Consider the following 24,546-nt stretch of genomic DNA (forward strand, 5'->3'; position numbering starts at 1 on the left):
TGTCGCAAGCGTTATCTCATGTGAGTTCCCATTCGCTTTCCTCCTTGGTATTGAACCTTGGTGGAGAGCTTATCGGTCCAGGCGATGTCATGATTTCAGGCCTTGCGCCTCTGGAGTCAGCCACGGCGCAAGACATCAGCTTTCTTAGTAATCCGAAATACCAGCAACAGCTGTCTGTGAGTCAAGCAGGCTGCGTGATCGTGAGCCCGGCCATGGCGGCTGACGGCGCCCGTCGTGGCCCCTGTATCGTCACGCCCAATCCTTATCTGTATTTCGCGCGATTAACGCAGCTTTGGCGGCAGTTAAAAGCGCGCCCAACCGGTATTGAGCCGCTGGTTCACCCCAGCGCAGTAGTGCACCCAGAGGCCTGCATTGCAGCAACAGCCCGCATCGGCCCTTTGTGCGTTATTGAGGCGGGTGCTCGTGTCGGCGAACACACAGTGTTGAAGTCCCGCGTCACAGTAGGCGAGGATTGTCAGATTGGTGATCGTTGTATCGTGCATTCGGGCGTGGTCATTGGTGCTGATGGTTTTGGCTTTGCTCCTGACGGTGCTCGCTGGGAAAAAATTGAGCAGTTGGGCGCGGTGAGAATCGGCAATGACGTTGAAATCGGCGCCAACACCTGTATTGACCGTGGCGCCCTGCAAGACACGGTGATTGAGGATGGTGTCAAGCTGGATAACCTGATTCAGATTGGCCACAACGTCCGTATCGGCGCACACACAGCTATGGCGGGTTGCGTTGGCGTCGCTGGCTCAGCCACTATCGGCTCGGGCTGCACGGTGGGTGGAGGGGCGATCATCCTCGGCCATTTGTCTTTGGCTTCGGGCGTACATGTTTCTGCAGCCACTGTAGTGAGCAAGTCGATTCACAAGCCGGGCCAATACACGGGGATATTCCCGCTAGATGAAAACGCGAATTGGGAGCGCAATGCGGCTTCATTGAAGCAACTGCACAGCCTGCGCGATCGAATTAAAACCCTGGAAAAAGAGAAGAAGCCATGATGGATATCCATAAAATTTTGAAGCAATTGCCGCACCGCTATCCCTTTTTGTTGGTGGATCGCGTGCTGGAGTTGGACAAAGGTAAAACCATCAAGGCGCTGAAGAACGTCACGATCAACGAGCCGTTTTTTGAGGGGCATTTCCCTCACCGCCCCGTGATGCCGGGTGTGTTGATGTTGGAGGCACTGGCCCAAGCTGCTGCCTTGCTGGCTTTCGATGCGCTGGATACCTCTCCTAACGACCAGATGGTCTACTACTTTGCAGGGATTGACGGCGCACGCTTCAAGCGCCCGGTAGAGCCGGGCGACCAGCTCACGCTCAACGTGGAAATGCTGCGTATGAAAGCCGGAATCTTTAAATTCAAAGCCAGTGCCATGGTCGGGAATGAGTTGGCCTGTGAGGCCGAGTTGACCTGCGCCATGCGCGCCATCAGCTAAGGGCCTGACGTGTCAAACGTACATCCCACTGCCATCGTTTCGACCGGTGCTGAGCTCGATAGTTCGGTGACGGTAGGTCCCTACACCGTCATCGGACCGCATGTGCGTATTGGTGCTGGCACGACGGTCGGCCCGCATTGCGTGATTGAGGGGCACACCACGATCGGGCAGGACAACCGGATCTTCCAGTTCAATTCCTTGGGCGCGATACCGCAAGACAAGAAATATGCGGGTGAGCCTTGCGAACTGGTGATCGGTGACCGCAACACGATTCGCGAGTTCTGCACCTTCAATATCGGTTCTCCGGGTGATGCCGGTGTGACCCGCGTGGGCAATGACAACTGGATCATGGCCTATGTGCACCTTGCGCACGACTGTGCGGTGGGCAATCACGTGATCTTCGCCAACAACTCCCAGCTGGCAGGTCATGTGCACGTAGACGATTGGGTCATCTTGGGCGGGTTTACCGTGGTCCACCAGTTTGTGCGTTTGGGTGCTCATAGCATGAGCGCTATGTGCTCGTTGTTGTTTGCCGATTTGCCGCCTTTCGTAATGTGCCAAGGGCAACCGGCCGCGGCGCGTTCGATGAACTTTGAAGGTTTGCGCCGCCGGGGTTGGACACCGGAGCGTATCTCCGGGATCAAAGCGATCCACAAAGCGCTCTACCGCGATGACCTCACGCTAGAGCACGCCAAGGAACGTATTGCGCTCATGGCCGCAGAACGCCCTGAAACGGCCCCTGACGTCGCCATGATGAACACCTTCCTCGCTGGCGTGTCCGCGCAGCGCGGTATCGTGCGCTGAGCGCGTTTTTTGCTGGATGGCCATGGCGAGGAGTGCGTCCCCCGGTTCAGAGCCATCCCTCGCGCTCGTCGCGGGCGAGGCTTCCGGCGATCTGCTAGCAGGCCTGCTGCTTGCCGGCATGCGTGCGCGCTGGCCTGACGCCACGTCGAGTGGAATTGGTGGCCCGCAGATGGCTAAGCAAGGCTTCGACGCCTGGTGGCCGCACCACAAGTTGGCGGTACACGGATTCAGCTGGGAGTTGCTGCGGCGCTACCGCGAGATCGTGGGGTTTCGTGCAGCTTTGGGTGATCGATTGCTGGCGGACAAGCCGGATGTATTCATCGGTGTCGATGCCCCCGATTTCAACCTGGCCCTCGAAGCCCGGCTCAAACAGCACGGTGTCAAAACGGTGCATTTCGTTTGTCCCTCGATCTGGGCCTGGCGGCCGGAGCGGGTGGAAAAGCTGCGCCAGAGCACAGACCATGTGCTGTGCATCTTTCCGTTCGAGCCTGCACTGTTGGCGTCCCACGGCATAGCATCTACCTATGTGGGGCACCCGCTGGCGAACGTCATTCCCATGGAGCCTGACAAGGCCGCCGCACGACACGCCTTGGGTTTGCTGCCGGAAGATGAGGTGGTGGCTATCTTGCCGGGTAGCCGTCAATCCGAGATCCGCCACCTCGCCTTGCGGTTCTTTAAAGCTGCGGCCCTTATGCTGAATGCGCGAGCTGCTATTAAATTCATAGTACCTGCGGTACCCGGCTTATTACCTGAAATCACAGCTATTGCAGAGCGCAGCGGCATCGGCAGCCGCTTGCAGTTGTTGACCGGTCAGAGCCACATCGCGCTGGCTGCATGCGACGTCACCTTGATTGCCAGCGGTACCGCCACCCTCGAGGCCGCTCTGTTCAAGCGGCCCATGGTGATCGGCTACCACATGTCCTGGTTGTCGTGGCAAATCATGCGGCGCAAACGCCTGCAGCCATGGGTGGGTCTGCCCAATATTTTGTGCCGGGATTTCGTGGTGCCAGAGCTCCTGCAAGACGACGCAACCCCGGCTGCATTGGCGCAGGCCACGCTGCAGTGGCTGGACGCAGCCCGCAGCGAGCCTGCCAAAATAGCGGCCCTCCAATCCACTTTCCACACGCTGCACACTGAATTGCGGCGTGACACCGCCGCCCTTGCGACCGATGCCATCCAAAAAGTCCTCCAAAGCTAAAGTTGCTGTGCCCGGGGTGCAGCAAGTAGCCTTCAGTTGGGACCTCCCCGGGCTTATGGCGGGTGTGGATGAGGCCGGCCGCGGTCCGCTGGCAGGGCCCGTGGTCGCTGCTGCCGTTATCCTGGACGACTTGCGTCCTATCGCGGGGTTGAATGACTCCAAAAAACTGACCGCAGCGCGCCGCGAAAAGCTGTTTGACGAAATCCGCGCCAAGGCGCTGTGCTGCTCGATTGCACAGGCCTCCGTCGAGGAGATCGATGAAATCAATATCCTGCAAGCCACCTTGCTGGCCATGCGCCGAGCGGTAGAGGGCTTGCGCTTGAAGCCTGCCAAAGTGCTGGTCGATGGCAACCGCTTGCCGGTCCTTGACGTGTTGGCTGAAGCGATTGTGAAGGGGGATGCAACTGTGCCCGCGATTTCAGCCGCCTCCATCCTCGCCAAAGTGACCCGTGACCGTTGGTGCGCTGAGCTGGACGCACAGTATCCCCAGTACGGTTTCGCCGCCCATAAAGGGTACGGGACTGCGGTGCATCTTGCCGCTCTTGAGGCCCATGGTGCGTGTCCCGCGCACCGTAAAACTTTTGCGCCGGTCACCCTGGTGCTGTAAACCGCTATGACCGAACCTGTATTCATTAGCTCCCGTGAGAACGCACTTCTTAAAGAATTGCGCAAACTCAGCACCGACAACACCACCTATCGCAAAGCCGGGCGATTCTGGATCGAGGGAGACCACCTGTGCGGAGCCGCCTTGACCCGTGGTGTGAAGCCTGCAGTGTTGGTGGCTTCTGAGTCATTTTGGCCTCTAGCCCCCGTCGAATATGCGCGAGCAGCTATCAAAATCGTAGTGATTCCGGATGGGCTGTTCCGCGAAATCAGTGGCTTGGAGTCGCCGGCCCGTGTTAGCTTTGTGGTCGATTTGCCGGCCGCTGCCGTGATAGACCCCGATGCCGCTACCGTCATCCTCGACCGGGTGCAAGACGCCGGTAATGTGGGCTCCATCTTGCGGAGCGCGGGCGCATTCGGCTTTCGCCAAGTGTTGGCGCTCAAAGGGGCGGCCGCTTTATGGAGCCCCAAAGTTTTGCGTGCTGGCATGGGTGCGCATTTCGGACTCCAATTGCACGAAGGCTTGGAATTGGCAGCCTTGGATTCCCTGCGTGTGCCCTTGGTGGTGACCAGCTCACACCAAGGGGATTTGGTGCAGCGCCTTGATTTGCCGCATCCCTGTGCTTGGGCCATGGGGCATGAAGGGCAGGGCGTTTCTGAGGCTCTGATGGCGCGCGCCAGCGTGTTTGCCCGCATTGGCCAGCCGGGGGGCGAGGAGTCTCTCAATGTGGCTGCAGCAGCAGCCATTTGCCTGCATGCCAGCAGTTTGAAGCTTGCCTGAAACTGAATTCGGGTTTGCCCTCGGTTATACTCAGAGGCTTTCCAGAAAACAGCCGTCCCAAGCGCAACTCTGCACATTCCCTCGTAAAAAGCATCCGCAAGGACTCACCTCCTGCGCGGCACCCGCCAAGAGCCTGTCTTGAGCGCGTTTGGGCGTACCCGTAAAACATTCGGAGAAACCAGTGCTTTTGTCTCTCAAGGGAACTACCCCACCCGCCATCCTGGCGCTCGCAGACGGCACGGTCTATGTTGGCAATTCCATTGGGGCCGCAGGCTCCACGGTCGGCGAGGTTGTGTTTAACACCTCCATGACCGGCTATCAGGAAATCCTCACGGATCCTAGCTACTGCCAGCAGATCGTCACCCTCACTTACCCCCACATCGGCAACTCCGGTGTCAACCCCGAAGACGTGGAGTCCCACAAAGTCTTTGCGGCGGGTTTGATCATCAAAGACCTGCCCCTGGTGGCCAGCAACTTCCGCAAGACCCAGACGCTGACCGAGTACTTGGTGGCAGAGGGTACGGTGGCGATTGCCAATATCGATACCCGTCAGTTGACCCGTCAACTGCGCACCCAGGGTGCGCAAAACGGCTGTATCATGGCGCTGGCGGCCGGCGAATCGGTCACCAAAGAGGCCATCGAAAAAGCCGTCGCTGCGGCCAAAGGCGCGCCCAGCATGGCTGGCTTGGATTTGGCCAAAGTGGTCTCCAGCCAAGTGAGCTATGGCTGGACCGAAGCCGAGTGGACGCTGGGCCAAGGCTATGGCCAGCAAACCGCCCCCAAATTCCATGTGGTGGCCTACGACTTTGGCGTCAAGAAAAACATTCTGCGTATGTTGGCCCAGCGGGGTTGCAAGGTCACGGTCGTGCCGGCGCAAACGCCAGCAGCCGATGTGCTCAAACTCAACCCCAACGGCATTTTCCTGTCCAACGGCCCCGGTGATCCGGAGCCTTGCGACTACGCGATCGCAGCAGCCAAAGAGTTGATCGAAACCGGCACGCCGACCTTCGGTATCTGCTTGGGCCACCAGATCATGGCGTTGGCCAGCGGTGCCAAAACCTTCAAGATGAAGTTTGGTCACCATGGCGCTAACCATCCGGTCAAAGACATTGATAGCGGGCAAGTCTCTATCACCAGTCAAAACCACGGTTTTGCGGTGGATGAAAAAACCCTGCCTGCCAACCTGCGTGCCACCCACGTCAGCCTGTTTGACGGAACCTTGCAAGGCTTGGAGCGCACCGACAAACCAGCATTCTGTTTCCAAGGGCACCCCGAGGCCTCTCCAGGTCCGCACGACATCGGGTACCTGTTTGACCGCTTCATTCGCGAGATGGAAAAGAAAGCAGCCTAAGCACCATGACTTTCTACGGCGTGACTGACCTCTGGACCTATGTGGTGGGCGCTTTGGGCATTATTTTGTTGCCCGGGCCTAACTCATTGTTTGTCTTGTCAGTCGCGACCGTGCGGGGCATCAAAGCCGGTTATCAGGGCGCCATGGGCGTTTTCGTGGGCGACACCATATTGCTGTTGCTCACGGCGCTTGGCGCTGCGAGTTTGTTGCGTACTTATCCCGCGCTGTTCATGGTGGGGAAATACGCCGGTGCCGCGTATCTCACTTGGGTCGGGGTGAATCTGGTGATCGCCGCGATCCGCAAGTGGCGCAGCCACCAGCCGATGCAAGCGGCTGCCGATGGTGCTGTGGCAGAGGCCGCGGCCCATTTGCAGCAGCCGTTCAAGCGGGCGTTGGTCATCAGCCTGCTGAATCCCAAGGCGATTCTTTTTCTGCTGTCGTTTTTTGTGCAGTTCATCGACCCCGCTTACGAAACGCCTGCAGTGCCTTTCTTGATATTGAGCGCCATCATCATGGTGTTCAGTGCTGTGTATCTTTCTGCCCTGATTTTTGCAGGTGCCCGACTGGCCCAGAGTTTCAGCCGCCGCAAGCGGCTGAGTGCCACCCTGTCCAGTGCCGTGGGCGGCCTGTTTGTCTGGTTCGGTGCCAAGCTGGCGACAGCCAGCCTGAACTGAATCCGATTGATTTGATTAAAAACTAAAAAGCCCTAAAGCTAAGAGTCCACCATGCCAAAACGTACCGACATTAAAAGCATTCTCATCATCGGCGCCGGTCCCATCATCATCGGGCAAGCCTGTGAGTTCGACTACTCCGGCGTGCAAGCGTGTAAAGCTTTGCGTGAAGAGGGCTACAAAGTCATTCTGATCAACAGCAACCCCGCGACGATCATGACCGACCCTGCCACCGCCGATGTGACCTATATCGAGCCCATCACTTGGCAGACGGTCGAAAAAATCATCGCCAAGGAAAAGCCCGACGCGATTCTGCCCACCATGGGTGGCCAGACTGCGCTGAACTGTGCGCTGGACCTTTGGCACCACGGCGTGCTGGACAAATACAAGGTTGAGCTGATCGGTGCAACGCCCGAGGCTATCGACAAGGCGGAAGACCGCTTGAAGTTTAAGGACGCCATGACCAAGATCGGCTTGGGCTCTGCGCGCTCCGGCATTGCCCACAGCATGGACGAAGCCTGGGCCGTGCAAAAGACGTTGGGTTTTCCCACTGTGATCCGCCCCAGCTTCACCTTGGGCGGCACCGGCGGCGGTATCGCCTACAACTCCGAGGAGTTTGAGACTATTTGCAAGCGCGGCTTAGAGGCCTCGCCCACCAACGAGCTGCTGATCGAAGAATCGCTTTTGGGCTGGAAAGAGTACGAGATGGAAGTAGTGCGCGACAAGGCGGACAACTGCATCATCGTGTGCTCGATCGAAAACTTGGACCCTATGGGCGTGCACACCGGTGACTCCATCACTGTTGCACCAGCACAGACCCTGACCGATAAGGAATATCAGATCCTGCGTAACGCCTCTTTGGCGGTGTTGCGTGAAATTGGCGTGGACACTGGCGGCTCTAACGTGCAGTTCTCCATCAATCCCAAAGACGGCCGCATGGTCGTTATCGAGATGAACCCGCGTGTGTCGCGTTCTTCCGCTTTGGCCTCCAAAGCCACAGGTTTCCCGATTGCCAAGGTCGCAGCCAAGCTGGCCGTGGGCTTCACTCTGGACGAACTGCGCAACGACATCACCGGTGGTGCTACCCCTGCGTCGTTCGAGCCTTCCATCGATTACGTGGTCACCAAGATTCCGCGTTTCGCGTTCGAAAAATTCCCCGCAGCCGACAGCCGCTTGACCACCCAAATGAAGAGTGTGGGCGAGGTGATGGCCATGGGTCGTACCTTCCAGGAGTCTTTCCAGAAAGCCTTGCGCGGCCTGGAAGTGGGTGTGGACGGCATGAACGAGAAGACCCAGGACCGCGAAGTGCTGGAAAAAGAGCTGGGCGAGCCCGGCCCCGAGCGTATCTGGTACGTGGGTGACGCGTTCGCCCAAGGCATGAGCGTGGACGAAGTGTTTGCGCTGACCAAAATCGACCCTTGGTTCTTGGTGCAGATCGAGCAGATCGTGAAGCTCGAGCTCGAAATCGAGCGCCTGCCCCAACCCGCCAGCGGCTCTGCGCTGGACAAGATCGATGCGCCCACATTGCGCGCATTGAAGCAAAAAGGCTTCTCCGACCGCCGCTTGGCGCGCCAGTTCAAGACCACCGACAAGGCGGTACGTGAGAAGCGCCGCGCCCTGGGTGTGCGTCCGGTCTACAAGCGCGTGGACACGTGCGCCGCCGAATTTGCGACCAACACGGCTTACATGTATTCCACCTACGAGGCCGATGGCTCCGAGTGCGAAGCTGCGCCAACCGATAAGAAAAAGATCATGGTGCTGGGCGGTGGCCCCAACCGTATCGGCCAGGGTATTGAATTCGACTACTGCTGTGTTCACGCCGCCTTGGCCATGCGCGAAGACGGCTACGAGACCATCATGGTCAACTGCAACCCTGAGACCGTGTCGACCGACTACGACACCTCTGACCGCCTGTACTTCGAACCCCTGACGCTCGAAGACGTGCTGGAAATTGTCGACAAAGAAAAGCCGGTCGGCGTGATCGTGCAGTACGGTGGCCAAACGCCTTTGAAGTTGGCGCTCGACCTCGAGGCCAACGGCGTGCCCATCATTGGCACCACGCCTGACATGATCGATGCAGCTGAAGATCGTGAGCGCTTCCAAAAGCTGCTGCACGCCCTGAACCTGCGTCAGCCGCCGAACGCGACCGCCCGCACAGAGCCTGAGGCGCTGGAAAAGGCCGCTGCCTTGGGTTACCCCCTCGTAGTGCGCCCCAGCTATGTGTTGGGTGGCCGTGCGATGGAAATCGTGCACGAGCAGCGCGACCTGGAGCGCTACATGCGCGAGGCCGTCAAGGTCAGCAACGACAGTCCTGTTCTGCTTGATCGCTTCTTGAACGATGCGATCGAGTGCGATGTGGACTGCATTCGCGATAACACCGATGACACCTTCATTGGTGGTGTGATGGAGCACATTGAGCAAGCCGGCGTGCACAGCGGGGACTCTGCCTGCTCGCTGCCGCCTTTCAGTCTGCATGCGGACACGGTCGCCGAGATCAAGCGTCAGACCAAGGCTATGGCGGGTGCTCTGAATGTGGTCGGCTTGATGAACGTGCAATTCGCCATCCAAAACGTAGACGGCAAGGATGTCATCTACGTGCTGGAAGTGAACCCCCGCGCCAGCCGCACCGTGCCATTTGTTTCCAAGGCCACCGGCATTCAGTTGGCCAAGGTCGCTGCGCGCTGCATGGCCGGCCAGTTACTGGCAAGCCAAGGCATCAGCAAGGAAGTGACTCCGCCTTACTTCAGCGTCAAAGAAGCGGTATTCCCCTTCGTGAAGTTCCCCGGTGTGGACACCATCCTCGGACCTGAGATGAAGTCCACCGGCGAAGTCATGGGCGTGGGCAAGACCTTTGGCGAAGCTTTTGTGAAGAGCCAACTCGGCGCAGGCGCCAAGCTTCCACGCGGCGGCAAAGCGTTTATCTCGGTAAAACAAGCGGACAAGCCCCGTGCGGTGGAAGTGGCGCGCAAGCTGGTCGGCCTGGGCTTTGAAGTCGTGGCAACTAAAGGCACCGCAGCGGCTATCAACGCCGCGGGTGTGGCCTGTGGCGTGGTGAACAAGGTCACCGAAGGTCGCCCGCATATTGTGGACACCATCAAAAACGAAGAAATTTCGATGGTGGTGAACACGGTGGAAGAGCGCCGCAATGCAATTGCAGACTCTCGCCTGATCCGCACCTCTGCCTTGCTGGCCCGTGTCACCACGTACACCACGATTGCCGGTGCAGAAGCAGCCGTCGAAGGCATGAAGTACCTCGACAGCCTGGGTGTGATTTCTGTGCAGGAGATGCACGCAGAACTCCTGGCCTAAAAGCCCCCAATCGTTGGCATAATCGTGCCAACCGTATAGGACAGTGCCGCGCGCAAGCGCCGCACTGTCCTTGTACTTTGAGGCTCTGTAAAACCTAGCTAGAGACACCATGGCAACCTATCCCATTACCAAGCGCGGCGCTGAAATGCTCAAAGCCGAACTGCACAAGCTCAAAACCGTGGAGCGTCCTTCGGTGATCCAAGCCATCGCTGAGGCCCGTGCCCAAGGCGATTTGAGCGAAAACGCCGACTACGACGCTGCCAAAGAGCGCCAGGGCTTTATTGAAGGTCGTATCCAGGAAGTGGAGGGCAAATTGTCCGCCGCGCAGGTGATTGACCCCGCATCGATCCAGGCGGATGGTCGTGTCGTTTTCGGTGCGACCGTGAAGTTGGAAGATGAAGAAAGTGGCCAGCAGGTCAAGTACCAGATCGTGGGTGAAGACGAGGCGGACCTCAAGCAGGGCCTTATCAACATCAGCAGCCCTATTGCCCGTGCCTTAATCGGCAAAGAGGTGGGTGACACCGCAGTAGTACTCGCACCCGGTGGTGAGCGTGCTTACGAGGTCGTGGCCGTCGACTACATCTGATGCTGCAACTCCCTGTCTGGTTGGCGGCTGCGTGGGCCATGAGCCTGAGCATGTTGGGCTTGCTGGTGGTGCCCATGCTATTTGTGCACTTGCCCACTCCCGCCATGGCCGGGCAAATGGCGGCTAAGTTATTCAGCGCCCAGACATGGATCTCCGTGGCCTGTGGTGCGATGTTGCTGATTGCATTTCGGTCAAATCGGCGCCTGGTGCCCGTGGAGTCTGCGCAGGTTGCTACGCTTTTTGTAGTGGGCGGTATTCTCTTGGCACTCATGGTCGAACTGGCGATTGCCCCGCGCATCGTGGCTCGGGAGAACCTTGCCCTGTGGCACCGGTTGGGCACTGGGCTGTTTGTGGTCCAGTGGCTTTGCGCCTTGGTCGTCTTGCGCCAAATGGTCTCTGCACTGTCGAGCAGCAACGATACACGGGACGCGCAGGTATAAAAAAACCGGAGCTTGAGGCTCCGGTTGTCAGTTTTTCTTTCGGTATCAGGTCTGGCTGCGTTTTTTGACGCTGGTCTGTGGCTTCGGCTTGGCGCGCTTGATATTGCCGCCGGGCGTGAGGCGCTGGTTGCCCAGAACGCGCAAGGTTTTGACTTCAGGGCGGGTGCCGGGACGGCCCAACTTCAACACCTTGAAGTCCCGTGGACCGGGCATGCGGTCTTCGTCAACCGCTTTTTCCTTGGTGGCCTTGGGGCGCCAGAGCACCAGCAATTTGCCGATGTGCTGGATGGGTGCAGCATTGAGCTCATCCGCTAGGGTTTTGAACATCTCGTCGCGGGCTACGCGGTCGTCCGAGAACACGCGGACTTTGATCAGTCCGTGGGCATTCAAGGCGGCATCGATTTCTTTTTTTACGTTGGCAGTCAGGCCATCGCCACCGACCATAACAACAGGGTCAAGGTGGTGGGCTTCAGCGCGGTGATCTTTGCGCTGAGCGGGTGTCAATTGGATTTGAGGCATGTAGGTATTATCAACGCAATGAAAACGCAGAGCAAAAGTAACAAGCCCGATAACAAGGCCGGCAACAAAAAGGTCAATAAAGCGTGGTTGCACGACCATATTAACGACCCCTATGTGAAATTGGCCAACAAAGAGGGCTACCGCGCTCGCGCAGCCTACAAGCTCAAAGAGATTGATGAAACCCTGCATCTGGTCAAACCGGGGCAGCTGGTGGTCGACCTCGGGTGCACGCCGGGCGCTTGGAGCCAGTACTTGCGGCGGCGTATGTCGCCTCAGGGTGCGGCGGCAGGGGCACTGAACGGCACCTTGATCGGCTTGGATTTGCTTCCGATGGAGCCGATCGAAGGGGTGACCTTCATTCAAGGCGATTTCCGGGAAGCCGAGACTTTGACGCAGCTGGAAGCCGCCTTGGGCGGGCACAAGGCGGATCTCGTGGTATCGGACATGGCTCCCAACCTGTCGGGCATTTCATCTGCGGACGCAGCCCGTATCGAGTACCTCGTTGAACTGGCGATTGAATTTGCCCAAAACCACATGAAACCCCAAGGCGCACTCGTCGCCAAAGTGTTCCATGGCGGGAGCTATAACGCCGTGGTTCAAAAGTTCAAGGAGGCTTTTGTCACCGTGAAGCCTCTGAAACCCAAAGCATCAAGGGACCGGTCTTCTGAAACCTTCCTGATCGGGATGGGCCTGAAAGGCTTTTGAGACTCAGTTGATCAAACCCATGCTCTTTCTATGGATGTCCGCAAGCAAAAAAGCATGCGGCATCCTTGAAAGGCCTAAAATGATCTACATGTATGCGGGGCAAGGGCCCACGCGTCCTGAATGGAGCTTCGCTTGAATAATCAGTGGTTTTCTAAAGTGGCAGTTTGGTTGGTGATCGCCCTGGTGCTGTTCACCGTGTTCAAGCAATTTGACACGCGCGCCTCTGCGTCTGGCATGGTCGGCTATTCCGACTTCCTGGAGCAGGTCCGCAACAACCAGATCAAAAGCGCCATCATCCAAGAGGGGCAGGGCGGCACAGAAATTCTGGCCATCACCTCTGACGATCGCAAAGTCCGCGCAACTGCGACTTATCTTGACCGCGGCCTGGTGGGCGATCTGATTGCCAACAACGTCAAGTTCGATGTCAAGCCCCGCGAAGAAGGCTCCCTGCTTATGACTTTGCTGGTCAGCTGGGGCCCCATGCTGCTGTTGATCGGCGTGTGGGTGTACTTCATGCGCCAGATGCAAGGTGGCGGCAAGGGCGGAGCGTTCAGCTTCGGCAAGAGCAAAGCCCGTTTGCTCGACGAGAACACCAACACTGTGACCTTTGCCGACGTGGCAGGTTGCGACGAAGCCAAAGAAGAAGTCAAGGAAGTAGTTGACTTCTTGAAAGACCCCAGCAAGTTTCAGAAGCTAGGTGGTCGTATTCCCCGCGGTTTGCTGCTGGTCGGCCCTCCGGGAACCGGTAAAACGCTCTTGGCTAAGTCGATCGCCGGCGAAGCCAAGGTGCCGTTCTTCAGTATTTCCGGTTCCGACTTTGTCGAAATGTTCGTGGGCGTGGGTGCATCCCGCGTGCGCGACATGTTCGAGAACGCCAAAAAGAACGCGCCTTGCATCATCTTTATCGATGAAATTGACGCTGTAGGCCGCCAACGCGGTGCGGGCTTGGGCGGCGGTAACGACGAGCGCGAACAGACCCTGAACCAGATGCTGGTTGAGATGGACGGCTTTGAGACCAATGTCGGCGTGATCGTGGTAGCGGCTACCAACCGCCCAGACATTCTGGATGCTGCTTTGCTGCGCCCCGGCCGTTTTGACCGCCAGGTGTATGTGACACTGCCCGATATTCGTGGTCGTGAGCAGATCCTGAACGTGCACATGCGCAAAGTGCCCTTGGGCCAAGACGTCAGCGCCAGCGTTATCGCTCGTGGCACTCCCGGCATGAGCGGTGCGGATCTGGCTAACTTGTGCAACGAAGCGGCCCTGATGGCAGCCCGCCGGAATGCGCGTTTGGTGGAAATGCAGGACTTTGAGAAGGCCAAGGACAAGATCATCATGGGGCCAGAGCGCAAGTCCATGGTCATGCCCGAGGAAGAGCGCAAGAACACGGCCTACCACGAAGCCGGCCACGCCCTGATCGGCAAAATGCTGCCCAAATGCGATCCGGTGCACAAAGTGACCATCATTCCCCGCGGCCGGGCCTTGGGTGTGACCATGAGCCTGCCCTCGCAAGACCGCTACTCGTATGACAGCGAATTCATGCTGAATCAAATCAGCATGTTGTTCGGTGGCCGTATTGCCGAAGAAGTGTTCATGAATCAAATGACCACCGGCGCGTCGAACGACTTTGAGCGCGCTACCTCGATCGCCCGTGACATGGTGACCCGTTACGGTATGACCGACGCCTTGGGCCCGATGGTGTATGCCGAGAACGAAGGCGAAGTGTTTCTGGGTCGCAGCGTCACCAAGACCACCAGCATGAGCGAGCAGACCATGCAAAAGGTGGACTCTGAGGTGCGCCGCATCATCGACCAGCAATACACCCTGGCACGCAAGCTGATTGAAGACAACCAGGACAAGATGCACGCTATGGCCAAGGCGTTGTTGGAGTGGGAAACCATCGATAGCGACCAGCTGGACGACATCATGGCCGGGCGCGAACCCCGTCCACCGAAGGACTGGACCCCTCGCACTCCGCCCAACAGCGGCGGTGGCGGTGGTGCAGCAGCAGTTGCTACGGAACCAGCGCCAAACGCGGCGTAACTAAATCGCGTTTGTGTGAAAAACAGGGCCCTCTGAACTGCACCCCAAAGGTTGGACATCAATCCAACCGATGGGGTGTTTTTCATGACGAAACACAGTGAGAGCTTCAAGCTCGAAGTTGTTCAAAAGTATCTGGACGGACCGCTGGGCCACAAGGCTTTGGCCAAGCAGTACGGGATAGGTCGTAACAGCATCGCGAACTGGGTGCACCGCTATAAGGCCCATGGTCTGAATGGACTGCACAGAAAGCCGGGGGGCTACTACAGCGCAGAGTTCAAGTTGAACGTACTGCGCCAAGCCAAGCTTCGGGAGTTGTCGAACACGCAAGCGGCCACGCTCTTTGACGTGCGTGGCGGTGGAGGCATCGTGGGTTTGTGGCGGCGCCAGTACGATGAGGGTGGCCTGCAAGCGCTCCACCCCAAACCCCGAGGCCGCCCTCCCATGAAGTCCCCCAAGCCCAAATCCGCGCCAGCCGCCCCCGCGCAGAAGGACGACAAGCGCTCGCTGCAAGAGTTGCACGAGGAGAACGAGCAACTACGTACGGAGGTGGCCTACCTAAAAAAGTTGGAGGCCTTGGTTCGAGCCAATCGGCAAGCTGCGCTGAAAAAGTGCAAGCCGTCCTCGAACTGAGGCCACAGTTCCTGCTGCGTCGACTACTGCAGTCCGCAGGCCTGTCGCGAAGCACGTTCTACTACCAAGCCAAGGTGCTGCAGGCTGGCGACCGATACGCCGGATTAAAGGGCAGCATTCAAGCTGTGTACGAACGCCACAAGGGGCGCTATGGCTATCGGCGCATCACGGCCGAGCTCGGACGCAGCGGCCAAATAGTGAATCACAAGACGGTGCAGCGTCTGATGCAGAGCCTGGGCCTGAAGTCGCTGGTGCGACCCAAGAAATATCGCTCCTATCGGGGCGAGATGGCCTCGACGCCCAACCTACTCAATCGTCGGTTTGAGGCCGAGCGTCCGAACGAGAAATGGGTGACCGATGTGACCGAGTTCAATGTGCGCGGCGAGAAGCTGTACCTGTCGCCCGTGATGGACCTGTTCAACGGAGAAATCGTGGCGTATGAAATGAACGAGCGTCCGCTCTTCCAGCTGGTGGGAAACATGCTCAAGAAGGCGCTGTCGCGACTCACTGCGCAGGAGGCTCCGATGATGCACTCAGATCAAGGCTGGCAGTACCAGATGGAGGCCTACCGACAGCGGCTACTCGAGCGAGGCCTGACGCAAAGCATGTCCCGCAGGGGTAACTGCCTGGACAACGCAGCGATGGAGAGCTTCTTCGGCACGCTGAAATCGGAGTTCTTCCGTCTCAACAAATTCGACAACGTCCAGCAGCTACGACAGGGACTAGGCCGCTACATCCACTACTACAACCACCAGCGTATTAAGCTCAAACTAAAAGGCCTGAGCCCGGTGGAGTACCGAACCCAGGCCTTGGGCGCCTAGCTTCCAACCGTCCAACTTCTTGGGGTCAGTTCACTCGGGCCCTGTTTTCATTGGGGATAATGGTGTTCTATGCATTGGCAGACCTCCCGCTTTTCGATTGACCTCAGCCGTCCCCGTGTCATGGGGATTGTCAACGTCACCCCGGATTCGTTTTCGGATGGGGGTCAACATGCCACCAGCTCTGCAGCCATGGCGCACTGCGAAGCGTTGCTCCGGGATGGGGCGGATATTCTCGATATCGGCGGCGAGTCCACCCGCCCGGGCGCGCCACCAGTGAGCCTGGAGGAAGAGCTTGCCCGGGTATTGCCGGTCGTCCGCCATGCAGTCACTTTGGGTGTCCCGGTGTCGGTAGATACCTACAAGCCAGCGGTGATGCAGGCGGCGTTGGACTTGGGTGCAGACATCATCAACGACGTGTGGGCTTTGCGTTGGCGTGGTGACGCGAGCGGCAAGACCGGACAAGACGTGGTGGCGGCTCACCCGAACTGCGGGGTGTGCCTGATGCACATGCACCGCGACCCGCAGACCATGCAAGTGGCGCCGATGGCGGGTGATGTCGTTCCCCAGGTGCTCTTATTTTTGCAGCAGCTCGCGCTTGATTTAAAAGGGCTGGGAGTCGATTCGACACGTATTTGTCTGGACCCGGGCATAGGCTTTGGCAAGACAGTAGCCCAGAATTTTTCACTGCTCGCACGCCAGGCGGAGGCCGTGCCGCAAGGCTATGCGGTGCTGGCGGGCTGGTCGCGCAAATCGTCACTGGTGGCGGTGACCCAAACGGGTTCGCCGCAGGGGGCAGGGCTTGGTATCGAACAGCGCCTCGCACCCAGCGTGACGGCGGCGGTGCTGGCAGTCCAAAACGGCGCGCATGTGGTGCGGGTGCATGATGTGCGCGAGACCATCAGCGGACTCCGGGTGCTGGCTGCCATGCAGGCAGAGCAGGTTCCATGCGCTAGCCCGGGACCTCGATAGCTAGTCCATTCATTTTTCACTGGCATTCCTCACAGGCAAATGCCGGTGGCTGATTCATCAATTACAAAACCAACAGAAAGAACCTATGGGAAGAAGATATTTCGGCACTGACGGCATTCGAGGCACAGTGGGCCAAGCGCCCATCACCCCCGATTTCGTGTTGCGCCTTGCGCATGCGGTGGGCCATGTGCTCAAGGAGACCGAGGCGCGCCCGACCGTGCTCATTGGCAAGGACACCCGGATTTCCGGCTACATGCTGGAGAGTGCTCTGGAGAGTGGATTTAACTCAGCAGGGGTGGACGTGGTGCTCTTGGGCCCGCTGCCGACGCCGGGGGTGGCCTACCTGACCCGCGCCCAGCGCGCGTCCTTGGGTGTGGTCATCAGTGCCAGTCACAACCCGTTTGCGGACAACGGCATCAAGTTCTTTAACGCCAAAGGCAGCAAGTTGCCCGACGCTTGGGAGCTGGCAGTGGAGGCGGAACTCGAGAAACCACCTGTGTGGGTGGACTCTGCCAGTCTGGGCAAAACCCGCCGCTTGGAAGACGCTGCCGGCCGCTACATCGAGTTTTGCAAAAGCACCTTTGCCAACGACCTGACCCTGAAGGGTATGAAGCTCGTGGTCGATGCAGCGCACGGCGCGGCGTATCACATTGCACCCAAGGTGTTCCACGAGTTGGGTGCTGAAGTGATTGCGATCGGCTGCGCCCCCGATGGCCTGAACATCAACAAAGGTGTGGGCGCCACCCACCCCGAAGCGCTGGTGAAGGCGGTCCAAGAGCACAAGGCCGACTTCGGCATTGCGTTGGACGGCGACGCTGACCGCCTGCAACTGGTGGATGCCGGTGGCCGCCTCTACAACGGGGACGAGTTGCTGTACCTGATGGCCGACGACCGCTTGGGCCGTGATGAGCATGTGCCCGGCGTGGTGGGGACGCTCATGACCAACATGGCAGTCGAAGTCGCCCTCAAGTCCCGCGGCGTGCAGTTTGTGCGCGCCAAGGTGGGTGACCGTTATGTGCTGGAAGAGTTGGAAAAACACCAATGGATCTTGGGTGGCGAGGGCTCTGGTCACTTGCTCGCGCTGGACAAGCACACCACCGGCGACGGACTGGTATCCGCCTTGCAGGTGCTGCAAGCTTGCGCGCGCAGCGGCAAGACCATGGCCGAGTTGCTGGCCGGCGTGACCCTGTTCCCCCAGACCCTGATCAATGTGCGCCTGACCCCCGGTCAGGACTGGAAGAGCAACATCCGCATGGCCGAAGAAACCAAGGCCGCCGAAGCTGCACTGGGCGATAGCGGCCGTGTGCTCATCCGTGCAAGCGGCACCGAGCCTTTGGTGCGCGTGATGGTGGAGGCCCGCGATGCCACCATGGCGCAAAGTTGCGCGCAGCGCATTGCTGACACCTTGAAAGCCTGAGGCCATGAGCACAGCCATTCGATTGACGCAGGCGGATTACGCCAACCCGGTGCATGCAGCCGCCTTGGTCATGCTGCTGGACGCCTATGCCAGCGACCCCATGGGCGGTGGCGAGCCCTTGAGCGACTTTGCCAAAATGCACTTGGTGCCCTCGCTGGCCGCGCGTCCGCAGGCCTACAGCGTGTTGGCGTTTGCCTCTGTAGACGATTCGGTGCCTGTGGGCTTGGTTAATTGCATTGAAGGGTTTTCCACCTTCAAGTGCAAACCGCTGGTCAATGTGCACGATGTGGCGGTGTTGGCGGGCTACCGAGGTCAACGCATCGGTGAGCAGATGTTGGCCCTGGCCGAGACCATCGCACGCGAGCGCGGCGCCTGTAAGCTGACGCTGGAAGTGCTTTCGGGCAATACCGGCGCCGAGAAGCTGTATCGCCGCGTGGGCTTTGCCTACTACGAGCTGGACCCCGCCATGGGGCAGGCCGGCTTCATGCAAAAGTGGCTGGACTGAGCGGCCCAGCGCTGTACTGACGAGGGATCCCCATGTTCAAAATCTACTGGACCGACACCGAAGGTCAATCCCACGGTGTAGAAACCGCAGACTTGGTGCACGCCCTGCAAATCACCAAAGAAAAGCGCGATGCCGGTCACACCTTTGTCACCATGGCCAGCGAGAACCCGCAGAACGTGGGTAAGCAGGGGGTGGACGCCGTGGTGGACGGCAAAACCCCGGATGGGCAGGACTACGACTGGTCCAAAGCCGGCCGCGCGGGCAAGCCGCGCAGGGGCGACAAGGTCATCACGAACAAAGACCACTAAGGGCCGGGGCTGCATTTTCGTGGAATCATGAACTTACTGTTTGCCCTCTACACCCTCGCCAGCCTCACGCACTTTGCGCATAACGCCGAATACATCGCGTTCTATCCTGGCTTGCCAGTGTGGATGACGCGGGAGTCGGTGTATCTGGCGTGGTTGGCAGTAGCCGCAGTGGGTGGCCTGTCCTTGATCGCCAGCCGCCTGGGTTGGTCTCGGTCGGCAGCTGTTTTGTTGGTGGCTTATGGTTTGCTGGGCGCAGACGGACTGTTGCACTACACCCTGGGCCTGTGCTCGGAGCACACGCTGGCAACCAACCTCACGATCTGGGCGGAAGTGCTGCTGGGCGTCACATTGGCTTGTGCATCGGCTTTGCGCTTGAAGCGACTGGGTTTCCGCAAGGTAGCTGCCAAGTTTTGAATAGAAACTGCCTCTGGCGCCCGTGGAGTATGCGCGAGCAGCTACTCTTTTGATAGCGTAGTCAACGCTCCCAGCGCAGCAAGTCCTACCGGGCGCTCGGCCATCCAGGGCACGACATAGCTGTGCTGTGAGAGCCCGTGGGCAATCCGGTCCATTTGTTTTTCTTCTCCAGCCAGTCGTGCCGCCAGCAGCGGATCGTGGGTGCCGGCCGCGGCCATGCTCTTGTTGATCACCCACGCGTAGGGCTCAATTTTGGCGCGTCGCAGGTCGTCCTGCAGCGCGGCCGCTTGCGACACCGGGGTGATCTCGGGCAGCGTGACCAGCACGACCTTGGTGTGGTTGGGGTCTTGCAGACGCATCAGCGGGGTGACCAAGCGGCCGGGGTTAGCGTCGCCGTACTCACGCAGCATCTGGCGGTGATAGGCGCCGGTGGCGTCCATCAGCAGCAAGCTGTGGCCGGTGGGTGCGGTGTCCAGCACTACAAAGGTACTGCGCGCCTCACTCACGATGCGCGAAAACGCTTGGAACACGGCCACCTCTTCAGTGCAGGGCGACTGCAAGTCTTCGCGCAGCAGGGCAATGCCCTCCGCATCCAAGCCGGGTGACTTGGCGGTCATTACCTTGGCGATGTATTTCTCGGTCTCTGCATTGGGGTCTATGCGGTCCACTTTCAGACCGGGCAGGCTGCCATCCACTGTGACCTGTAGGTGGTCGGCGGGGTCGGTGGTGCTTAGGTGCACCGAGTGACCGCGTTGTATCAGCCCTGCGGCGATGGCAGCGGCAATGGTGGTTTTACCCACGCCGCCTTTGCCCATGACCATGATGAGCCCGCGGCCCGGTGCTGCCAGGGCATCGGTGAGTGCGGACAGGGTATGGGTAGGGAGGATGCCTGCATGCACCGCGGCCGGTTGCACCTGAGCTAGTGGCTCTTTGGTGGACAGCAGTGCGCGCAGAGCAGACAGGCCCACGGTGTCAAACGTCCGCAGGGCAATGCGGTCTTGCGACAAGGCCTGCAAGTGCGCGGGCATCGCGGCCAATGCCTGGGCACCCAGCGCTTCGAAAGCAGTAGCGATCGCATCGCCCGCCACGCTGGCATGAAACACGCCGTTGATAGCCAGTCGCTGGTTGTGAAGGCCCAGTTCATTAAGTTCCAGCGAGGTGCGCGCGGCCTCGGCAATCGCACCCACATCCGGCCGCGTGACGAGCACCACGGTGGTTTGCGCCGGGTCGCTCAAGGTCTGTAGCGCTTGGGCAAAACGCGCCTCTTGCATCTTCAGGCCCGAGTGCGGCCCCAGGCAAGACGCGCCGCGGTCGTTATCCGCCAGAAAGCCGGTCCAGGCCTTGGGCAGACTCAAGAGGCGCAGGGTATGACCGGTGGGCGCAGTGTCAAACACCACATGGTCAAAGCCTGCAGCGTCGCCGCTGAGCAGGTTGGCGAATTCGTCAAACGCGGCAATCTCGGTGGTGCAGGCGCCGGACAACTGCTCTTGCACTTCGCTGCGCTCGGCCTCGGTACTGGCTGGGTCCATCTGCGCCAGCACCCGCGCGCGGTAGCTTTGGGCCGCGTTGTCGGGGTCGATGTTGAGCACCGACAAGCCTGGCACACCGGGCACAGGCACCGGCGTGTTGGCCAGGGTGATGCCCAGCATCTCGTCCAAGTTGCTGGCGGCATCGGTGCTTACCAGCAGCACCTGCTTGCCGCTGTCGGCCAGGGCAATGGCGCAGGCGGTGGATAGTGAGGTTTTGCCCACGCCGCCCTTGCCGGCGAAGAACAGATGGCGGGTGGGGTGTTGCAGCAGGTTCATGGTGGGTCGTTTGGTGCAGTCAAATACAGTTATGGTGTGAGCAGAGGCGTCACGTAAAATTCAACGCATGTTCTGTTCATGCAAGCCCTTTTATTCCGGTATCGATTACCGCGCCTCGAGCCTGCCACGCGGCTACTTCAATTCAGTGACGCCGCCCTAAGGCGGTTTGACATCCGCCAGGTTTTTTGCCTGCGCTATCTCCTGCGTTTCCACTTTTGTGATTCCTTTGCCATTGGCCCAGGAATCATGCCATCGAACTTTTTGAAGGGGTGCCTGCTGCGGCGCCCGTTCCTTGATATGAATCTACAAATCCTGAAACAACATTGGTTTTTCAATATCCGCAACGACGTACTCGCCGGTCTGGTCGTCGCACTGGCCTTGATACCTGAAGCCATAGCGTTCTCCATCATTGCGGGTGTGGATCCCAAGGTCGGCCTCTATGCTTCGTTTTCGATTGCCACCATCATCGCCTTTGCGGGCGGGCGTCCCGGCATGATCTCTGCAGCCACAGGTGCCATGGCCTTGGTCATCGCGTCCTTGGTCAAAGAGTATGGCTTGCAATACTTGCTGGCAGCTACCGTACTCACGGGCGTTTTGCAGATCGTGGCGGGCTGGGTCCAGTTGGGGGCACTGATGCGCTTTGTGTCTCGCTCGGTAGTCACCGGATTTGTGAACGCACTGGCCATTCTGATCTTTATGGCGCAATTGCCCGAGTTGACCAACGTGGGTTGGCAGGTCTACGCCATGACAGCGGCAGGCTTGGTCATCATTTATGGCTTGCCACACCTGACCAAGGCAGTGCCGTCTCCGCTGGTCACCATCGTGGTGCTGACCGGCGTGTCTATCTATTTGGGTCTGGACATTCGTACGGTGGGTGACATGGGCGAGCTACCCAACAGCCTGCCGGTATTCCTGATGCCTGATGTGCCGCTGAATTGGGAAACGCTGCGCATCATCCTGCCGTATTCGGCCACGCTGATGGTGGTGGGCCTGTTGGAGTCATTGATGACCGCCACCATCGTGGACGACATGACCGACACCAAGAGCAACAAGAACCGCGAATGTGTGGGCCAAGGCGTAGCCAACATCGCCACCGGCTTTATTGGTGGCATGGCGGGCTGCGCCATGATTGGCCAGTCCGTCATTAACGTGAAATCCGGTGGACGAGGGCGTTTGTCCACCCTGGTCGCGGGCGTGGTGCTGCTGATTTTGGTTGTGTTTCTGGGTGACTGGGTCAGGCAGATTCCCATGGCAGCGCTGGTGGCGGTCATGATCATGGTGTCCATCGGCACCTTCAACTGGGCCTCTTTCAAAAACCTGCGCGAGCATCCTAAAAGCTCCAGCGTGGTGATGCTGGCGACCGTAGCGGTGACGGTGTACACCCATGACCTAGCCCGTGGCGTGCTCACAGGCGTGCTGCTGTCCGGCTTCTTTTTTGCCCACAAGATCGGGCAGATTCTGTTGATTGAGGCCAAGACAGATGACGACGGCCACACCCGCACTTACGCAATTTACGGCCAAGTTTTCTTCGCCTCCGCAGACCGCTTTATTGATGCCTTTGACTTTGATACTGCGCTGGCCAAGGTGCGTATTGACCTCACGCACGCGCACTTTTGGGACATCACTGCAGTGAGTGCGTTAGACAAAGTGGTGATGAAGTTCCGCCGCAAGGGCTTGGTCGTCGAAGTTGTGGGACTCAATGCAGCCAGCGCGACCTTGGTGGACAAATTTGGTGTCCATGACAAGGATGAGGCAGATCAGATGTTGATGGGGCATTGACTGCGCGCCGTTTGGCCCAGTGCTAGTCGCAGGTCTGCGGGCTTTCGGTGCTTGCATCCGGCACCCACATGACCGGGGCAAAGCTGCCGCCCTCGGTGCGAAAGTGGGTGGTCTGGCCGCTGTAGGCGCGCAGGTCAAACTTCAGATCGGTGGCCGCATCGCCCACCTGCATGGCGCGCAGCGGGGGCGGTGCCAGCGCCTGGGCGATGCAGTCGCCCTGCTGGATCTGCTCCCACACCAATCGCGAGGTCTGTGGGCAGAGCGCCGCTGTAGAGCACACCGTCGCGCAGTTGCAGGCCGGCGGGGTCCGTCACCACGGCCCACATGCCATGGCGCTGAAACAGGGAGACCTGGTGCGGATGCGTCTGTGCCAGCGTGCTCGCCACATCGCGCAGGCCCGCATCGCGCACCAGTTCGCGCTGCAGTTGCGCTGCATCCAGGGGCTGGCAGCGGCAGCCATGGTTCAGTGCGTCGGCCAGGGCGGTGGTGTTAGTGGGGGTGCTCGTCATGGCGCTCGTTAGTGGATGGGTCACAAAGAGTACCCAAGGCTTTGCCGCTGATCTGCAAGGTCACATGGGTGATTTCAAACAGGTCGTGCAACTGGGTCGTTGCCAACGCCAAAAAGTCATCCCCACCTCGGTCCTGCGGCATCACTAGGTGGGCCGTCAGTGCGATATCGGTTGTACCCATGGCCCAAATGTGCAAGTCGCTGACTTGGGTGACACCGGGCAAGTCCAGGAGGAATGTCCGCACCGCCAGCGGGTCAACACTTTCGGGTACGCCGTCGAACAGCAGGTGCAAGGACTGCTTGAACAGGTTCCACGTTCCCGCCACGATGATCACCGCAATGGCCAGGCTCATTACCGGGTCGATCCACGCCCAGCCCCGCCACAGGTAAAGCGCGCCGCCAATCACCACGCCCAGCGAGACCAGGGCGTCGGCCGCCATGTGCAGGAAAGCACCGCGAATGTTGAGGTCACCCTTGCGTCCGCGCATGAAGAGTAGGGCGGTGGCAGTGTTGATGACAATGCCCACGCCCGCCACGGCGATGATGGTCCAGCCCTCGGTGGCCTCGGGCGAACCCAGACGGCCAATCGCCTCCCAGCCCAGCGACCCCATGGCCACCAACAGCAGCAAGGCGTTGATGAACGCCGCGAGTATCGAGGCGCGTTTCCAGCCATAGGTGTGCCTAGCGTCCGGGTGTAGCTTGCCCGCCAGGGCGCCGCCCCACGCCAGCACCAGCCCAGCCACATCGCTCAGGTTGTGCCCTGCGTCGGCCAGCAGCGCCAGCGAGTTGATCTTCCAGCCATAGAAAGCCTCCACGGCGACGAAGGCGATGTTGAGGGCGATGCCAATGGCAAACGCCTGGTTGAATTCTGCGGGGGCATGAGAATCTTCAGATCCGTGCCCGTGGTCGTGTCCGGCGCTCATGGCGGTTCCCTGAAAA

The 24,546-nt window shown here is 59.4% G+C and carries 25 protein-coding genes; 20 read left to right on the top strand and 5 right to left on the bottom strand.

All coding sequences use genetic code 11. From position 1 onward, the window contains the following. The first annotated feature begins 20 nt into the window (after window positions 1-20). From lpxD to U5L73_RS08780, 11 genes are all read left to right on the top strand, one after another. Window positions 21-1,004, top strand: coding sequence for a UDP-3-O-(3-hydroxymyristoyl)glucosamine N-acyltransferase (gene lpxD / locus U5L73_RS08730; RefSeq protein WP_322563475.1), 984 nt, complete (start codon window positions 21-23; stop codon window positions 1,002-1,004). Beyond that, window positions 1,001-1,441, top strand: a complete 441-nt coding sequence (gene fabZ / locus U5L73_RS08735; protein WP_322562016.1) for a 3-hydroxyacyl-ACP dehydratase FabZ — start codon at window positions 1,001-1,003, stop codon at window positions 1,439-1,441. The genes lpxD and fabZ overlap by 4 nt, the downstream gene beginning before the upstream one ends. A 9-nt stretch (window positions 1,442-1,450) precedes the next feature. After that, window positions 1,451-2,245 (top strand): acyl-ACP--UDP-N-acetylglucosamine O-acyltransferase, encoded by a 795-nt coding sequence (gene lpxA / locus U5L73_RS08740; protein ID WP_322562017.1) that lies wholly within the window; start codon window positions 1,451-1,453, stop codon window positions 2,243-2,245. Window positions 2,246-2,267: 22 nt separating this feature from the next. Beyond that, entirely contained in the window at window positions 2,268-3,443 is a 1,176-nt protein-coding gene (lpxB, locus tag U5L73_RS08745; protein WP_322562018.1) for a lipid-A-disaccharide synthase, read from the top strand. Window positions 3,444-3,498: 55 nt separating this feature from the next. Next, window positions 3,499-4,050: a ribonuclease HII gene (gene rnhB, locus U5L73_RS08750; protein ID WP_416221328.1), complete on the top strand. Its 552-nt coding sequence runs from the start codon at window positions 3,499-3,501 to the stop codon at window positions 4,048-4,050. A gap of 6 nt (window positions 4,051-4,056) precedes the next feature. Next, a complete protein-coding gene (locus U5L73_RS08755; protein ID WP_322562020.1) occupies window positions 4,057-4,827 on the top strand; it encodes an RNA methyltransferase in 771 nt (256 codons plus the stop codon). Window positions 4,828-5,008: 181 nt separating this feature from the next. Continuing rightward, the gene (gene carA, locus U5L73_RS08760; protein ID WP_322562021.1) at window positions 5,009-6,178 is read left to right on the top strand and encodes a glutamine-hydrolyzing carbamoyl-phosphate synthase small subunit; all 1,170 of its coding nucleotides are present in this window, start codon (window positions 5,009-5,011) and stop codon (window positions 6,176-6,178) included. 5 nt (window positions 6,179-6,183) lie between these two features. After that, on the top strand, window positions 6,184-6,852 hold the full coding sequence (gene leuE / locus U5L73_RS08765; RefSeq protein ID WP_322562022.1) for a leucine efflux protein LeuE: 669 nt from the start codon (window positions 6,184-6,186) through the stop codon (window positions 6,850-6,852). Window positions 6,853-6,903: 51 nt separating this feature from the next. After that, window positions 6,904-10,158 (top strand): carbamoyl-phosphate synthase large subunit, encoded by a 3,255-nt coding sequence (carB, locus tag U5L73_RS08770; RefSeq protein WP_322562023.1) that lies wholly within the window; start codon window positions 6,904-6,906, stop codon window positions 10,156-10,158. A gap of 109 nt (window positions 10,159-10,267) precedes the next feature. Continuing rightward, window positions 10,268-10,744 (top strand): transcription elongation factor GreA, encoded by a 477-nt coding sequence (gene greA / locus U5L73_RS08775; protein ID WP_313875802.1) that lies wholly within the window; start codon window positions 10,268-10,270, stop codon window positions 10,742-10,744. Continuing rightward, window positions 10,744-11,184, top strand: a complete 441-nt coding sequence (locus tag U5L73_RS08780) for a DUF4149 domain-containing protein (RefSeq protein ID WP_322562024.1) — start codon at window positions 10,744-10,746, stop codon at window positions 11,182-11,184. The genes greA and U5L73_RS08780 overlap by 1 nt, the downstream gene beginning before the upstream one ends. 45 nt (window positions 11,185-11,229) lie before the next feature. Here the strand turns inward: U5L73_RS08780 and U5L73_RS08785 are convergent, their stop codons facing one another. Next, window positions 11,230-11,703, bottom strand: a complete 474-nt coding sequence (locus U5L73_RS08785) for a YhbY family RNA-binding protein (RefSeq protein ID WP_322562025.1) — start codon at window positions 11,701-11,703, stop codon at window positions 11,230-11,232. Window positions 11,704-11,721: 18 nt separating this feature from the next. Between U5L73_RS08785 and U5L73_RS08790 the strand changes: the two genes are divergently transcribed. The 8 genes from U5L73_RS08790 to U5L73_RS08825 all read left to right on the top strand — a co-directional run bounded on the left by U5L73_RS08790 (window position 11,722) and on the right by U5L73_RS08825 (window position 19,515). Next, on the top strand, window positions 11,722-12,408 hold the full coding sequence (locus U5L73_RS08790; protein WP_313876258.1) for an RlmE family RNA methyltransferase: 687 nt from the start codon (window positions 11,722-11,724) through the stop codon (window positions 12,406-12,408). Window positions 12,409-12,540: 132 nt separating this feature from the next. Further along, window positions 12,541-14,451 carry an ATP-dependent zinc metalloprotease FtsH gene (ftsH, locus tag U5L73_RS08795; protein ID WP_322562026.1) on the top strand — a complete coding sequence of 637 codons (1,911 nt, stop codon included), beginning with the start codon at window positions 12,541-12,543 and terminating at the stop codon, window positions 14,449-14,451. 84 nt (window positions 14,452-14,535) lie between these two features. After that, a protein-coding gene (locus U5L73_RS08800; RefSeq protein WP_322560488.1) for an IS3 family transposase occupies window positions 14,536-15,902 on the top strand; the annotation gives its coding sequence in 2 pieces (ribosomal slippage) (window positions 14,536-15,025 and window positions 15,025-15,902; 1,368 coding nt in all). 69 nt (window positions 15,903-15,971) lie between these two features. Continuing rightward, window positions 15,972-16,871 carry a dihydropteroate synthase gene (gene folP, locus U5L73_RS08805; RefSeq protein ID WP_322562027.1) on the top strand — a complete coding sequence of 300 codons (900 nt, stop codon included), beginning with the start codon at window positions 15,972-15,974 and terminating at the stop codon, window positions 16,869-16,871. An 85-nt stretch (window positions 16,872-16,956) separates the two neighbouring features. Further along, entirely contained in the window at window positions 16,957-18,288 is a 1,332-nt protein-coding gene (gene glmM / locus U5L73_RS08810) for a phosphoglucosamine mutase (protein ID WP_322562028.1), read from the top strand. Window positions 18,289-18,292: 4 nt separating this feature from the next. After that, window positions 18,293-18,793, top strand: a complete 501-nt coding sequence (locus tag U5L73_RS08815) for a GNAT family N-acetyltransferase (protein ID WP_322562029.1) — start codon at window positions 18,293-18,295, stop codon at window positions 18,791-18,793. Between the two features lie 32 nt (window positions 18,794-18,825). Beyond that, window positions 18,826-19,101 (top strand): hypothetical protein, encoded by a 276-nt coding sequence (locus U5L73_RS08820; protein WP_322562030.1) that lies wholly within the window; start codon window positions 18,826-18,828, stop codon window positions 19,099-19,101. Window positions 19,102-19,128: 27 nt separating this feature from the next. After that, on the top strand, window positions 19,129-19,515 hold the full coding sequence (locus tag U5L73_RS08825) for a hypothetical protein (protein ID WP_322562031.1): 387 nt from the start codon (window positions 19,129-19,131) through the stop codon (window positions 19,513-19,515). Window positions 19,516-19,556: 41 nt separating this feature from the next. On the opposite strand, the gene arsA is transcribed toward U5L73_RS08825, so the two are convergent. Further along, entirely contained in the window at window positions 19,557-21,320 is a 1,764-nt protein-coding gene (gene arsA, locus U5L73_RS08830) for an arsenical pump-driving ATPase (protein ID WP_322562032.1), read from the bottom strand. Window positions 21,321-21,617: 297 nt separating this feature from the next. Between arsA and U5L73_RS08835 the strand changes: the two genes are divergently transcribed. After that, window positions 21,618-23,099, top strand: coding sequence for a SulP family inorganic anion transporter (locus tag U5L73_RS08835; protein ID WP_322562033.1), 1,482 nt, complete (start codon window positions 21,618-21,620; stop codon window positions 23,097-23,099). Window positions 23,100-23,121: 22 nt separating this feature from the next. On the opposite strand, the gene U5L73_RS08840 is transcribed toward U5L73_RS08835, so the two are convergent. The 3 genes from U5L73_RS08840 to U5L73_RS08850 are packed head-to-tail and all read right to left on the bottom strand — an operon-like array spanning window position 23,122 to window position 24,530. Next, entirely contained in the window at window positions 23,122-23,271 is a 150-nt protein-coding gene (locus U5L73_RS08840) for a hypothetical protein (protein WP_322562034.1), read from the bottom strand. Then, window positions 23,234-23,608: a hypothetical protein gene (locus tag U5L73_RS08845; RefSeq protein ID WP_322562035.1), complete on the bottom strand. Its 375-nt coding sequence runs from the start codon at window positions 23,606-23,608 to the stop codon at window positions 23,234-23,236. Before U5L73_RS08845 ends, U5L73_RS08840 begins: the two co-directional genes overlap by 38 nt. Continuing rightward, entirely contained in the window at window positions 23,589-24,530 is a 942-nt protein-coding gene (locus tag U5L73_RS08850; RefSeq protein WP_322562036.1) for a cation diffusion facilitator family transporter, read from the bottom strand. The genes U5L73_RS08845 and U5L73_RS08850 overlap by 20 nt, the downstream gene beginning before the upstream one ends. Window positions 24,531-24,546 lie beyond the last annotated feature (16 nt).

Origin of the sequence: Rhodoferax sp., assembly GCF_034520025.1 — a bacterium.
Taxonomy (GTDB): domain Bacteria; phylum Pseudomonadota; class Gammaproteobacteria; order Burkholderiales; family Burkholderiaceae_C; genus Allorhodoferax.